Raw genomic sequence first — 13,331 nt, 5'->3', positions numbered from 1 at the left:
TTACAATTCTACTGTTAATTTGTAAATAACAGATTCTAATTCTTCGGTATCATTATCCTCACAAAGCAAAAATTCAAGTTGTGTTGGCGTTTGTTTAAATAACGTTAAGCCTTCAAATTTTTGTTTTGCTGCAATTTGCTGTACGAAAGTGACTTCCTTGGTTTTCAAATCCATACACCCTAAAAAGCTACCATAGATTTCTCCGTCAGTATAGGTTGAGGTGGTGTCTTCACAAGCTGCTGTGAAATATACTTTGTCATCAACTTCAACAGCATCGGTAAACGTAGCTTCAATTGAGTTCACTTTGGGCAACAAAATCAAATGGAAACGTACAGTTTTATCCACTTTGTTAACCGTGAAAATACCGTTTTGTGCCTGAGCCCCATTTCCTCTTTGAAACAAATAATAATTTTCGGTATCAATGATAACGCCTTCAATGTTGAGTTCGTCTTCGTCAAGTGCTATGGTTTGGCGGAGTTTTTTATGCAATTTGGATACATCTTTTGCTTTGATTTCTTGGCTATCCAAATGGTATTTTACTCGAATGTCCCTCTTTTTGGTAGAGCCGGAGCCAAATATATAAAGCGTGTTTTCAAAAAGAGTTATCGATTCAAAATCGGCTTTGTCTTTTTTAGCTAAGCTTTCCTGACTGTCTTCAAAGAGTTTAATCTTGTTAAGCGCTTTGTCGGTAAAACGGTATTCGTATAAAAAAGTGCTGTCATCAGAAATAATAAACAGCGAATCGTCTTTATAAACTAAGCCTGAAGCGGCCGCAATTCCTTTGATTTCAAAATAGGGAAGTAGTTGTATGTTTTGCATAAGACAAATATAAAGAGGAATAGAATTAAAATCTTCAGGATTGATTTTTTTAAGGCTAATAAAAAGAGAAATCCTCACTATCTTTGCCCACTGAAAAAAATAGCGCTGTGAATTTAGCTCAATACACCAAAGAATTTCGATACAATATGCAACTGGCTTATCCGGTGATACTGGGTATGCTGGGCCATACCTTAATTGCTATTGTTGATAATATAATGGTCGGAAAATTGGGTAGTACCGAGCTGGCGGCCGTTTCTTTAGGTAATAGCTTGGTGTTTGTTGCTATGTCATTGGGTATCGGTTTTTCAACAGCCATCACACCTATAGTGGCCGAAGCAGATGCCGAAAAAGATACCGGAAAAATTCGTGCGGCTTTTCATCACGGTTTGTTTTTGTGTATCATTCTGGGATTTGCCCTCTTCGGATTAGTGATGCTGGCCAAGCCGATAATGGAGTTATTACACCAGCCTGAAGAAGTAATTACCTTGGCGCGTCCGTATTTGTCTTGGGTTGCTTTTTCATTGGTTCCCCTGATTATTTATCAAGGGTATAAGCAATTTGCAGACGGGCTTTCGATGACCAAAATCTCGATGTATGCTATTGTTATGGCCAATGTTATCCACGTTCCTATCAACTACTGTTTGATTTACGGGGTTTGGGTTTTTCCAAAAATGGGCATACTGGGAGCGGGTTTGGGTACGGTGATTTCCCGTATCGCGATGGTGGTTTTTATGCATTTTATTTTGGTCAAAAAGGAAGAACTAAAGCCCTATTTTCAAGAGTTTAGTTTTGAAGAAATCAAGAAAGAAACAATAAAAAAGATTGTCAACCTTGGATTACCTTCAGCTATGCAAATGCTGTTTGAAGTAGTGCTGTTCACCGCCGGAATCTGGCTTTGCGGGAATATCGGAAAAACCAGCCAGGCTGCCAATCAAATCGCGCTGAGTTTGGCTTCCATGACTTTCATGTTTGCTATGGGACTGAGTGTGGTTTCTATGATACGAGTAAGTAATCAGAAAGGATTAAACGATTATAAACAATTAATAGTTGTAGCCCGTTCCATCTTTTTATTGGCCATTATTATCGAAATTATCTTTGCAGTGATGTTCGTAGCCTTGCATCAGGTTTTGCCCTATTTGTTTCTCAACATGGAAAATCAATCCCAACTGTTAGACAATCAGGAGGTGATTACTATTGCCGCTAAACTCCTTTTGGTAGCCGCCGTTTTCCAAATTTCAGACGGAATTCAGGTAGTGGTGCTTGGAGCTTTACGAGGGTTACAGGATGTAAAAATCCCAATGTACATTACCTTTGTGGCCTATTGGTTAGTGGGCTTTCCAACGTCCTATTATTTAGGAATCAAGACCAATCTGGGAGCAGTTGGGGTATGGATTGGTTTATTGGCCGGATTAACCGCCGCCGCCGTCTTTCTTTTCATCCGTTTTCATTACCTGACCAAAAAGCTGGCTTCAGAAAATACTTCCCAATAAGTTGTAACTTCCTTTTAACAGTTGCGTATAATCACCGTATAATTTAAAACAAGTAAAATGATACTTTCTATTATTATTGGTGCTATCTTAATTATTATCAGCATTACGCTAAAAAACAATGTTAATCCGCTTTCTAAATTTGCCAATCTATTTAAAATACTGGGTTTTGTAATCATTCTAATCGGATTGCTTTCCTCTGCGTTTAAACAAATTGACGCTGGTAAAGTGGGGGTCAAATCACTTTACGGAAACGTGCAACCCGATATTTTAGAAAGTGGTTTGCACCTCGTTAACCCCCTTTTGGATATTACCGTTTTTGATGCCCAAACGCAAAACTATACCATGTCGGCCATACATAGCGAAGGCGCCCAAGAAGGTGATGATGCTATCCGTGTTTTATCAAACGATGGTTTGGAAGTGGTGATTGATTTAACGGTGCTTTACCGAGTGATTCCTCAAGACGCCCCTAAAATTTTAAAAGGCATAGGGGAGAACTATACCGATAAAATTGTGCGTCCGGTAACCAGAACCCGTATTCGTGACAACGCCGTTTACTACGATGCCGTGGCCTTGTATTCGACTAAAAGAAACGAATTTCAGCAACGTATTTTTCAATCTATTGAACAAGATTTCAAGAAAAGAGGATTGGTCTTAGAACAACTGTTAATTCGTAATATCAACCTGCCTGCTTCGGTAAAAACCACTATCGAAAGTAAAATTAATGCCGAACAGGAAGCTCAAAAAATGCAATTCGTACTGCAAAAAGAAAAACAAGAAGCCGAACGAAAAAGGGTAGAAGCCCAAGGGATAGCCGATTACCAAAGAATTATTTCGAGCGGACTGACCGACAAACAATTGCAATACGAACAAATCAAAGCCCAAAAGGAGATTGCTACTTCTGCTAATGCTAAGATTATTTTTATGGGTAAAGGGAGTGCCCCTGTAATTTTATCCGATAAATAACCGCTGAGCTGCTAGAGATAGACCAACAGACAGGAGCCCTTTAAAATTAATTCTTTACTTTTGCCGCAACTGTTAGCGATCAGTTTATCATCTATTCTCTCTTTATAAAATACAACAACTATGGAATTACCAAAATTTGTACTGGCCGACAACTCTGATTATCCTGATGATATTTTTGTTATTCACCTTGATTTTCCTCGTTTTATTATCAATTTAAAAGATGATGAAGTAGAGTTTTTGGAAGATCTTGAAGGCGAAGACGAAACCGAACTGGAATCAGAAATGGAGCACTTAATTACATTGGCCGGAGAATTCTACGATAAAGAAATGGAAGGCTACGAAGAGTAGTGCTTAGTCCGGGTCTCTTTAGGTATATAAAAGGAGACCAGCTACTATAATATAGAATTTCAACAACTTAAGGCTGCTTCAAAGGATGAAAGACCATCTGTTGAAGCGGCTTTTTTATTATACAGGGCTAAGAAAAACCATTTCTCATGGCGTATACTGCCAACCCTACGCGGGTCTTTAGTCCCAGTTTTTCAAAAAGATTATCTCTGTAGCTTTCTACAGTTCTCGGACTGCAGCACATCAATTCGGCAATCTCTTTATAATTCATCTCAGTGATGGTATATTTCAAGAACTCTTTTTCTCTTTCGGTAAGTTTGGAAACAGAACTGCTGGCCGTACCGTTTATATTGGTATAAATAATTTTGGAAACCCATTCAGGATAATAAAACCCTTCTTCGGTAACCTTGTTTAAGGCTATTTCCAAATCACGCGGGTGCGTGTTTTTCAGCAGATAACTTTTGGCGCCGTTGCGAATCATTTTAATCACACTCTGTTCATCGTTTTGCATGCTCAGTGCCATAATTTTAATCTCCGTATAGTTCTCGTTCAACCACAATGCGGTATCAAAACCATTCATCTCCGGCATACTGATGTCGAGCATTACAATATCGGGCAAGCTTTTAAGCGTGGGTATTTTGGTAATGAGTTCTTTACCGTTTTCACATTCAAAAATAACTTCAAAGTTGTTGAAATTAGAAATAATCCCCTTCAACGCTTGTGCAATCAACGTATGATCATCTACTATGGCAATCGTCTTTTTCATTTGAGTGGTAAGGTTACGGTTACTTTGGTTCCTATACTGAGTTGGCTTTCCAGTGTAAATTGGCCCTCGAGCATTTCGGTTCTTTTTTTCATGTTGTTTAAGCCGATTCCGTTAGTGTAGGTTTTAGAAATGTCAAACCCCTTACCATCGTCTACCAGCATCAGTACTACATTTTTATCGGAAACATTGAGTTGTAAAGTTAAGTTTTTACATTCGGAATGCTTAATGCTATTCTGAAAAAACTCTTGCAGTATTCGAACCAAAATGGTTTTCGATTGATAATCCAAATCAATATCTTTAATGTTGCAGCTGAGTTTTACCGTAAACAACTTTAGTTTCTTAACCCGTTCACATTCTTCTTTAATCAACTTATAAATGCTGTTTTTTTCTATGGCATTGTCGATAAGGGATTTTGTTAATTCCCGCATCTCGGCCAAGGATTCATTAATCAACAGGCTTACATTGTCAATACTCTCTTTGCTGTCAGGTTCGGTGTTTTTATATTCCAATTGTTGGGTATACAAACTGGCTAAGGTGAGCTTTTGACCTATGTTATCGTGAATTTCTTTGCCAATGTATTCCATCGTTTGCTGCTGTATTTCAAATTTCGTGGTAAAAAGCTGCATTTTGTGCTGGTGTTCTACTTCGCGTTTTTCTTTATCCACTATAAAATACTTGTAAATAAAGGCTCCGATAAAACAAATATTTTCAAAGAAGTACCCATAACATAAGTAATGAAAACCGGTATAAATGCTCGTTTTGGCATTGACCGTTGAGTCCCAAAGAGCCAAAATCCCGGACACAAATAAAAAAGTTGTTGCTAAAAACAAGTAACGGAAGAAGACTATTTTAAGCCCTTTTGCCATGTGGTAATAAAACAGTATCGAAATCAGATAAATAATTACTCGCGTCAGTACAAAAAAGGAAAAGCTAACCCTAACGAAATCAGGGAAAAGCAGCATGATGATAAAGTAGAACCCAGTAAAGGCTATAAAGGAATAATAAGCCTTTTTGAGTTTTTTATATTTTACATCCTGCGAAACCATGGCATGGTAAATAAAAGCGCAAAAGAGTAAAGCACTCAGCATTTGTAACCCATCCACCACCAACTGCATAACATTGCGCCTGTCTGATTTTAAGGGAAAATCACCAGTGTCTTTAGCATAAACCGCCACAATAAACAACAACAGCGTTACTATATACAAGCTGTAATACCGATACGTTTTTGATTTGAAAAGGTAGTTGAGATAGGCACTGGTAAACCCTACCAAAGACAAGAAGCCTATAGTAAAAAAACAAATTCCAATAAAGAAAGGGTCGTTTAAAATCATTTACGCTGTTAGTGCTTTCCTACCGTTGGCTTCGGATAGGAAACCTTTAAATTCCTGTATTCTACAAAGTAACTCGAACAGTAATTAAATAAATACCGCCGGAACCTCATTTTTGTACCCGTTAAACAACGGTATTTTTTTTTGGTTTATCCAACAGCGTAAATATAGTTTTTTGCCCATCAATTGCTAGGGGCAATTATTTGAAATTTGTTAGTAGTTAAGATTAAGGCATAGAAGAAGCGTTAGGAAACCTAAATTTTAACGATTTATCCATCGACGTAAAGTTAAATAAATATTGTGGTTTATTTGAGTTGTTCCCTAAAGTCGGACGCGTTTGCCACCGACTTTTAGGACAACAATTTTTTAGTAATCAAACAAATAATCCCCCTTTTGTCCAATAGAATTCCAGTAATATAATAATAGAATAAGTTAGTTAGATTTAGAATCCCGAGTCATTAAGTGGTTCGGGATTTTTTTTGTTACCGCAGTCGCTTAAAGCTAATTTCTTTTAATCTTGATTTCAATCCCTTAGACGGACTGAAAATCACTTTAGTTTTTTTGATGTTAGCCTTGCCTAAATCGGCTTCACTGTCGGCAGCAGTGCCTTGCAAAGTCAGCGCAAACGAACCCAAAAAATCAATATCTACGATATGACCATTCAGGAGCGATTCTCCTATTGCCCTAGTCAATCCTACAATCACACCATAACAATCGGCCTCACTTACCGTAGAGCGCGAAGCCACTATTTGGGATAAGGTGTCTAAATCTACTCTGCCCTGACTCACCGCACAAGGGTAGTATTTAACCTCGGGTGGGCTAACCTGCATGTTCTTTTTGGGAATCATTTTAAACGTAACAGCCATACTTTTTGAATTTATAAGGTTACTGTTTTACTTTGCTGCTGACTACTACACTAAAAGATGTACATCATTTGACTAAAACATGTACATCTTTGGGTAGAAACATGTACATCTTTTGACAAAGTGTTCAGCAACATTCTAAAAACTACTAAGGAACTTCAGAAAAAGTAATAAGGACTACGCAACTCACTTTTACTTTTTAAAGTAATGTGTCAGCAAATTCTGTGCCGCGGCAAAAGGAGAGATTTTGTTTTGAAGTACTTCTTGTTGGCTGGTAGCCAGTAGTTCAGCAATATCAGGGTGTTGGTAAAAGTTTTGTTTCAACTGTTCGTTGATGGTTTCCAGCATCCAGTACAAACTTTGTTCCTGACGCTTGTTTTCGAAATAGTGGTTGCTTTTGACTAAAGTTAGATAAGCGGTAATGGTTTCCCAAACAGCATCAATACCGGTTTTTTCAAAAGCACTACAAGTAGAAACTGTTGGGGTCCACCCCGAACTTTTAGCCGGAAACAAGTGCAAAGCCCTGTTGAATTCGGTTTTAGCCAATTTGGCTTTAGCCACATTATCCCCATCGGCTTTGTTGATGACAATAGCATCTGCCATTTCCATAATACCGCGTTTGATGCCCTGCAGTTCATCGCCGGCTCCCGATATTTTTAGTAACAAAAAGAAATCGACCATGCTGTGCACCGCCGTTTCGCTTTGTCCGACGCCTACCGTTTCAATGATGATGGTGTCAAAACCTGCGGCTTCACAAAGGATAATGGTTTCACGGGTCTTTCGAGCCACCCCGCCCAGGGTTTCTCCCGAAGCACTCGGACGGATATAAGCATTGTCATCTTTAACCAGCTCTTCCATACGGGTCTTATCGCCCAAAATGCTCCCGTGCGAAATCGTACTGCTAGGGTCAACCGCCAAGACCGCTACTTTTTTACCCATAGCGGTTAAGTAGCTGCCAAACGCTTCTATAAACGTACTTTTTCCCACCCCGGGAACGCCGGTAATGCCTATTCTGACCGATTGGTTGGCATGAGGCAAACAACCCGAAATGATTTCATTGGCTTTGGATAAATGGCTGTTGTTGGTACTTTCCACCAAGGTAATGGCTCGACTCAAGGCTACTTTGTCTTGGGCCAAAATACCGGCAATCAGCTCCGGTGCCGAAGGTTGTACTTGCCGCTTACGGACAATGTTGGCCATAGCCGACTGACTGAAGACCTCCGGTGGCGGAATGCCGTCTTTTTCGTGTAAAGCACTTTTTTTGTTAGCCTTGTCGTTCAAAGGAAAATCGTTTGGGTAAATTTAGTAAAATAATGCTTGTCCCAAAAAACGAAACTAAGCATTTTTTAAGAAACCTTTCACGTTTGATTTTAGTCTGTTTGCTTTTTTTGCCGTTCCTTTGCACAATAATTTTACCCTTTCGAATGGATAACATTCTACTAGTTTTTCTTTGCTTACTTATGGGTTTGGGCATGCAACGCATAACCGCCTTCCCCAAAAACGGACACTTAGCCCTTAACCAATTTGTTATTTATATAGCGCTGCCGGCTTTGGCCTTGTTCTATATTCCTAAGGTTTCCATTTCTACTGATTTGTTGTTTCCTTTGGGCATTGCGTGGATTGGCTTTATGCTGTCGTTTGCTTTTTTCTATACCCTCGGAAAACGATTAGGCTGGCCCAACCGATTGATAGGCTGTTTAGTCATCACGGCTGGTTTGGGGAATACTTCTTTTGTTGGTTTTCCTATCATACAGGCCCTTTATGGCGAAGAAGGATTGAAGACCGCCATCATAGTGGATCAGCCCGGTTCGTTTGTCGTAATGGCCACATTGGGTATTATCACTGCGGGTATCTTTGCCAAAGGCGAGCCCAGCCGCAACGAAATCATCAAAAAAATATTGCTGTTCCCCCCGTTTATAGCCTTTGTTGTTGCTTGTATCATGAACGTGATGAAAGTAGATTTTAACGACCACTTTCAAACCGTTTTCCAAAAATTGGGTGCTACAGTAACGCCGGTGGCCCTGGTAGCGGTAGGCTTACAGCTCAAGATTGACAAACGCAGCCAGCACTGGAAATTCCTTCGCTTGGGATTGTTGTTCAAACTGTTCATCACACCGGCTGTTTTCTTGGTGTTGTATAAAATCATTTTGGGCGGAAAAGGCTTAGCGGTTGACGTTTCCATCATGGAATCGGCTATGGCGCCTATGATTACCGGAGCGATATTGGCTTCTAATTATGGCTTGAAACCCAAGTTGAGCAGTATGATGGTAGGTATCGGTATCCCGCTGTCGTTTATCTCACTGGCTTTTTGGTATTTCATTTTAAACACTTTTTAAATGGACTCAATTGTAAACGCAACGTCAAAAAAGGATTTAGCCCAAAAAACAGTCTACTCTATACTGTTTTCCATCAGCTTTGCGCATTTGCTGAACGATTTAATTCAGGCAGTGATTCCTTCGGTATATCCTATTTTGAAGCAGAACTACAACTTGTCCTTCTCTCAAATCGGTTTGATTACGTTTGCGTTTCAACTGACCGCTTCGCTATTCCAGCCTTTTGTAGGCTACTATACGGATAAGTATCCCAAACCGTTTTCACAAATTTACGGCATGCTGTTCTCTATGGCGGGAGTGGTTTCGATTGCTTTTGCCAATAACTTTTACTGGATCTTGCTTTCGGTTATGCTCATCGGAACCGGTTCATCTATATTTCACCCCGAATCGGCCCGAATCTCCAACATGGCCTCCGGCGGAAGACGCGGCTTAGCACAGTCTATCTTTCAGGTAGGAGGTAATTTCGGTACCGCACTTGGCCCTTTACTAGTCGCCCTAATCGTAGTGCCCTACAGCCAAAAACACCTGCTTTGGTTTGTTTTAGCAGCGGGTATAGCCATTGCCATCATCACGAAAATTGCCTATTGGTACCGCGACCATTTAATCCACCGCCAACAGAAAAAAGTAGTCTTTGCCGATTTCCAACGCTTAACCAAAAGCAAAGTAAAATGGGCCATAGCCATACTGCTGATTGTAATCTTTTCTAAGTTTTTCTACTCAGCCAGCTTATCCACTTACTACACGTTCTATGTCATTGATAAATTCCACCTGACTATCAAACAGGCGCAATTCCACATGTTCATTTACCTTATAGCTTATGCTGCCGGTACCATAATGGGCGGCCCGCTGGGCGATAAAATCGGAAGAAAATATGTAATCTGGTTGTCTGTTTTCGGAGCGGCACCATTTGCCCTTTTATTGCCTTATGTCAATTTATTCTGGACCGATGTCTTAATGATTATCATCGGTATGATTATTTCCTCGGCTTTCCCGGCTATATTGGTGTATGCCCAAGAATTACTGCCTCGAAAACTGGGTATGGTGTCCGGACTTTTCTATGGTTTTGCCTTTGGGATGGGCGCATTAGGCTCGGCCTTGCTGGGTAAGTTAGCCGATTTTACTTCAATACAATACGTGTATCACGTGTGTTCTTACCTGCCGTTGATTGGGATAATCTGTTATTTTTTGCCTAATTTGAAGAAGCGATAGGAGCGAAGGGTTTGGGCTTTTTTGGAGTCCCTATTCCCGCTTTCCATTACAATCTCTTCGAGGATTTCCATTGCAATCGGGGCTAAAAAGGATTTGTCTTTTCCTTTTGTTATCCTTACATTTACTTCTCAATATATTAGAAATGTCACTCAATCCCGAAATAATTCAAAAACTTACCGCCATAGTAGGCGAAGCTTTCATTTTTACTGATATGGCTACTCGTAACCACTACGGTCACGACGAAACCGAAGATTATGTTTTTCCGCCCAGCGTTGTGGTAAAACCTGCCAACCCGCAGGAAATTGCCGCCATACTAAAAGTAGCCAACGACTATAAAATTCCTACCACACCCATAGGAGCCCGAACCGGTTTGAGCGGCGGGGCGTTAAGCATTTATGAGGGTATCGGACTGTCAACAGAACGGTTGAATAAAATACTTGAAATTGACGAACAGAACCTCCAAGTTACTGTAGAACCGGCAGTTATCAATCAAGTCTTGCGCGAAGCCGTAGCCGAAAAAGGCTTGTTTTACCCGGTCGACCCAAGCAGTATGGGCAGTTGTTGGATAGGAGGCAATATAGCCGAAAACGCCGGAGGAGCCAGAGCTTTAAAATATGGCGTGACTAAAGATTATGTCCTCAATTTAGAAGTGGTATTGCCTAACGGTGAAATCATTTGGACGGGAGCCAACACCTTGAAAAACTCTACAGGATACAATTTGACCCAATTAATGGTAGGCAGCGAAGGTACTTTGGGTGTGATTACCAAAGCCGTATTAAAGTTGTTGCCCAAGAACAATCATAACGTATTAATGTTGGTACCGTTTTACAAAGCCAATGAAGCTTGTGAAGCCGTGTCAGCCATTTTCCGTGCCGGAATTACGCCGAGTGCTTTAGAATTTATGGAGCGCGACGCCATCGATTGGACGCTTCGATTTGTAGAAGGCATCAGCGTAACCATCAAACCCGAGCATCAGGCGCACTTGCTGATTGAAGTAGATGGCAATTACCCCGATATTTTGATGCAGGAAGCCGAGAAGATATTGTCGGTGGTAGAGCAGTTTGAAATAGATGAAGTGTTATTTGCCGATACCGAAGACCAAAAGAACGCCTTATGGAAAATGAGACGCTCTGTGGCCGAGGCGGTCAAATCGAATTCAGTTTACAAAGAAGAAGATACTGTGGTGCCCCGCTATATGTTGCCCGAATTGCTGAGCGGCATCAAACGAATTGGTGCTAAATACGGCTTCAAATCGGTTTGCTACGGCCATGCCGGCGATGGGAATTTGCATGTGAACATCATTAAAGGCGAGATGACCGATGACAATTGGAAGAAACAAGTGCCCTTAGGTATCAGAGAAATTTTCGAGTTAACCGTTTCGCTCAAAGGAACATTATCAGGCGAACACGGCATAGGGTATGTGCAAAAAAACTTTATGGATATAGCGTTTTCGCGTACGCATTTAGAACTGATGGAAAGCATCAAGCGAGTATTTGACCCCAACAATGTTTTAAATCCCGGGAAGATATTTCCGGATGAATTATAAAAGAAAAGTCCCGATTGCTCGGGACTTTTTTAATCTCTTTTCGGGTTTTGCTTTTTTTGTCGCTTTTCCTCTTTTTTTTCTTTAGCCGTTTTGAGCGGTTCTTTTTTTACGGCTTTTTGTACATCTTTTCCTTTGGCCATGGTATCTTGATTTTGGTTGATTTTTTCTTGAGTTAAGTAAAGGTAAAAACTATTTGCCTAATCCCAATACCGTTTGGGTCTTTTCGTCAAATAAAGTCTTGAATGCCGCTTTTTGATGGTCATCATCTAAGTTGAAAAACGCCCAGTTGCCGTTGGTGGTTTCATCAAAAACAGCCAGATAGGTGGTGCTTCGTTTTACATTAAAACTGTTTCTTTTAGGTTCAAAAGTCACGTCTTTGGTGTGATTGATTTCCTGTAAGATCGGTATTTTGGCAGCGGCTTCTTCGGCGGATAGTTTAGTTTCATAAAAATACCGCACCGGGTTACGGCAGCTAACCACACAAAAGGATTGGTTTCCTATTTTTTGTATTTTACGAGTGATGAAAGGCATGCTCTCCAATTGGTAACGCAAGCGGTACTCATCATTTTGGTAGGACTTGTCGAGTTGCTCCTGCAGCACTTCTTTACCAATGGTTTCTACCATTTTGGGATACGAAAGTGCAGTGATGGTTTCAAAATCCATTTCATAATTGGCGGTATAGAATTTTTTGGTTGCCGATAACAACTGTAAGGCAGTTTGCGAAAAGCTGTTGCTGACTACCACGAGCAACAATAAAGTGAAGAGTTTTGTTTTCATACTACGATTTGCCATTGTATTACACAGCGTTATTTAGGTGTTATAAATCCTTGTACCTTATTATATTTTAAAAATAACATTTAAACTGCCCTGTAGGTTGGTAAACTTAGTTTCTTTGGTTTTGAGTCCCTCCGTTTCCGAAATGATTGTATCTCCATTGGTGTAATTGACCGTTACTGAAGAAACTCCACCTCCCACATTGGAATGTTGGAAAGCCGAATTTATTTCGAACCCAACTCCGATATGTTTGCTGATATAAAAATTCGATCCCAGAAAGAAGCCCAGTCCTATAGCGAATCCGCCGGGTTGTGTGATTCGGGTTCTTTGATCGGTTGCTTCACTGTTGGTAACAATATAGGTTTTGTCAGTGTATTCAAATTCGCTGATGGTAGTGATGGGAAGTTCTAAACCACCAAAAAATGAAATTCTTTTAGAAACAATTCCCCATTGGTAACCCGGAGAAAATTTCAGGTATTGTTGTTTGTTTCTGATGTTTATATAACCATGGCCGGGCGAAGTTGCATCTCCTACATTTTGCCTATTATTAATATCCTTGAGGGTGAGGCTTATCTTTAAACGCAGTGCTGAGTTTTCAGCTATAAAATATTTTCCCAGAACTCCAAAACTAAAACTGTTGTTGTTATTGGTTCCAAGTATACTGCTCCCATCGTTGGATAGCAATAAACTACCGTAGGCAGGATAAAAAGGCTCAACTGAATTTAGACCAATGCTGAATTCTTTAGTGTGTTTGGGCTGAGCTACCATTAAAATAGGGAGGAGCAACAAGAGAAAAGGAATCCGGTTTTTCATAACTTTTTTAGCATTTGTGATTATTAGCTAAAGACAAGATATAAAAAATCCCCGACAATAGATATTATCGGGGATTACTTTT

The 13,331-nt window shown here is 40.1% G+C and carries 13 protein-coding genes; 6 read left to right on the top strand and 7 right to left on the bottom strand.

All coding sequences use genetic code 11. The annotated features are described in order from the left end of the window. Positions 1–819: a DUF6929 family protein gene (locus GUU89_RS00665; protein ID WP_162126138.1), complete on the bottom strand. Its 819-nt coding sequence runs from the start codon at positions 817–819 to the stop codon at positions 1–3. A gap of 107 nt (positions 820–926) precedes the next feature. Between GUU89_RS00665 and GUU89_RS00660 the strand changes: the two genes are divergently transcribed. From GUU89_RS00660 to GUU89_RS00650, 3 genes are all read left to right on the top strand, one after another. Beyond that, positions 927–2,309, top strand: coding sequence for an MATE family efflux transporter (locus GUU89_RS00660; protein WP_162126137.1), 1,383 nt, complete (start codon positions 927–929; stop codon positions 2,307–2,309). A gap of 57 nt (positions 2,310–2,366) precedes the next feature. After that, positions 2,367–3,272 carry a prohibitin family protein gene (locus GUU89_RS00655; RefSeq protein WP_162126136.1) on the top strand — a complete coding sequence of 302 codons (906 nt, stop codon included), beginning with the start codon at positions 2,367–2,369 and terminating at the stop codon, positions 3,270–3,272. A 120-nt stretch (positions 3,273–3,392) separates the two neighbouring features. After that, positions 3,393–3,620, top strand: coding sequence for a hypothetical protein (locus GUU89_RS00650; RefSeq protein WP_162126135.1), 228 nt, complete (start codon positions 3,393–3,395; stop codon positions 3,618–3,620). A gap of 127 nt (positions 3,621–3,747) precedes the next feature. Here the strand turns inward: GUU89_RS00650 and GUU89_RS00645 are convergent, their stop codons facing one another. The 4 genes from GUU89_RS00645 to meaB all read right to left on the bottom strand — a co-directional run bounded on the left by GUU89_RS00645 (position 3,748) and on the right by meaB (position 7,855). Further along, entirely contained in the window at positions 3,748–4,383 is a 636-nt protein-coding gene (locus tag GUU89_RS00645; RefSeq protein WP_162126134.1) for a response regulator, read from the bottom strand. After that, on the bottom strand, positions 4,380–5,714 hold the full coding sequence (locus tag GUU89_RS00640) for a sensor histidine kinase (RefSeq protein ID WP_162126133.1): 1,335 nt from the start codon (positions 5,712–5,714) through the stop codon (positions 4,380–4,382). The genes GUU89_RS00645 and GUU89_RS00640 overlap by 4 nt, the downstream gene beginning before the upstream one ends. Before the next feature lie 479 nt (positions 5,715–6,193). Beyond that, on the bottom strand, positions 6,194–6,577 hold the full coding sequence (locus GUU89_RS00635) for an HU family DNA-binding protein (RefSeq protein ID WP_162126132.1): 384 nt from the start codon (positions 6,575–6,577) through the stop codon (positions 6,194–6,196). Positions 6,578–6,766: 189 nt separating this feature from the next. Beyond that, positions 6,767–7,855: a methylmalonyl Co-A mutase-associated GTPase MeaB gene (gene meaB, locus GUU89_RS00630; RefSeq protein ID WP_235921913.1), complete on the bottom strand. Its 1,089-nt coding sequence runs from the start codon at positions 7,853–7,855 to the stop codon at positions 6,767–6,769. Positions 7,856–7,998: 143 nt separating this feature from the next. On the opposite strand from meaB, the gene GUU89_RS00625 reads away from it, so the two are divergent. The 3 genes from GUU89_RS00625 to GUU89_RS00615 all read left to right on the top strand — a co-directional run bounded on the left by GUU89_RS00625 (position 7,999) and on the right by GUU89_RS00615 (position 11,662). Next, on the top strand, positions 7,999–8,910 hold the full coding sequence (locus GUU89_RS00625) for an AEC family transporter (protein ID WP_162126131.1): 912 nt from the start codon (positions 7,999–8,001) through the stop codon (positions 8,908–8,910). Continuing rightward, positions 8,911–10,116: an MFS transporter gene (locus GUU89_RS00620; RefSeq protein ID WP_162126130.1), complete on the top strand. Its 1,206-nt coding sequence runs from the start codon at positions 8,911–8,913 to the stop codon at positions 10,114–10,116. Between the two features lie 142 nt (positions 10,117–10,258). Continuing rightward, positions 10,259–11,662, top strand: coding sequence for an FAD-binding oxidoreductase (locus GUU89_RS00615; protein WP_162126129.1), 1,404 nt, complete (start codon positions 10,259–10,261; stop codon positions 11,660–11,662). Between the two features lie 189 nt (positions 11,663–11,851). On the opposite strand, the gene GUU89_RS00610 is transcribed toward GUU89_RS00615, so the two are convergent. After that, positions 11,852–12,439, bottom strand: coding sequence for a hypothetical protein (locus GUU89_RS00610; protein WP_162126128.1), 588 nt, complete (start codon positions 12,437–12,439; stop codon positions 11,852–11,854). A 60-nt stretch (positions 12,440–12,499) separates the two neighbouring features. Next, positions 12,500–13,249, bottom strand: a complete 750-nt coding sequence (locus GUU89_RS00605) for a hypothetical protein (protein WP_162126127.1) — start codon at positions 13,247–13,249, stop codon at positions 12,500–12,502. Between the last annotated feature and the right edge of the window lie 82 nt (positions 13,250–13,331).

Origin of the sequence: Flavobacterium phycosphaerae, assembly GCF_010119235.1 — a bacterium.
Classification (GTDB): Bacteria; Bacteroidota; Bacteroidia; order Flavobacteriales; family Flavobacteriaceae; genus Flavobacterium; species Flavobacterium phycosphaerae.
Note: the sequence above shows the minus strand (reverse complement) of the source record. Positions and strands in the feature narration are given on the sequence as shown.

Excerpts from the sequence above, each read along its gene's own strand:
- GUU89_RS00620 (WP_162126130.1), top strand. The coding sequence starts at position 8,911 with ATGGACTCAATTGTAAACGCAACGTCAAAAAAGGATTTAGCCCAAAAA.
- GUU89_RS00650 (WP_162126135.1), top strand. The coding sequence starts at position 3,393 with ATGGAATTACCAAAATTTGTACTGGCCGACAACTCTGATTATCCTGAT.
- GUU89_RS00610 (WP_162126128.1), bottom strand. The coding sequence starts at position 12,439 with ATGAAAACAAAACTCTTCACTTTATTGTTGCTCGTGGTAGTCAGCAAC.
- GUU89_RS00665 (WP_162126138.1), bottom strand. The coding sequence starts at position 819 with ATGCAAAACATACAACTACTTCCCTATTTTGAAATCAAAGGAATTGCG.
- GUU89_RS00625 (WP_162126131.1), top strand. The coding sequence starts at position 7,999 with ATGGATAACATTCTACTAGTTTTTCTTTGCTTACTTATGGGTTTGGGC.
- GUU89_RS00645 (WP_162126134.1), bottom strand. The coding sequence starts at position 4,383 with ATGAAAAAGACGATTGCCATAGTAGATGATCATACGTTGATTGCACAA.
- GUU89_RS00640 (WP_162126133.1), bottom strand. The coding sequence starts at position 5,714 with ATGATTTTAAACGACCCTTTCTTTATTGGAATTTGTTTTTTTACTATA.
- GUU89_RS00635 (WP_162126132.1), bottom strand. The coding sequence starts at position 6,577 with ATGGCTGTTACGTTTAAAATGATTCCCAAAAAGAACATGCAGGTTAGC.
- GUU89_RS00615 (WP_162126129.1), top strand. The coding sequence starts at position 10,259 with ATGTCACTCAATCCCGAAATAATTCAAAAACTTACCGCCATAGTAGGC.
- GUU89_RS00655 (WP_162126136.1), top strand. The coding sequence starts at position 2,367 with ATGATACTTTCTATTATTATTGGTGCTATCTTAATTATTATCAGCATT.
- GUU89_RS00605 (WP_162126127.1), bottom strand. The coding sequence starts at position 13,249 with ATGAAAAACCGGATTCCTTTTCTCTTGTTGCTCCTCCCTATTTTAATG.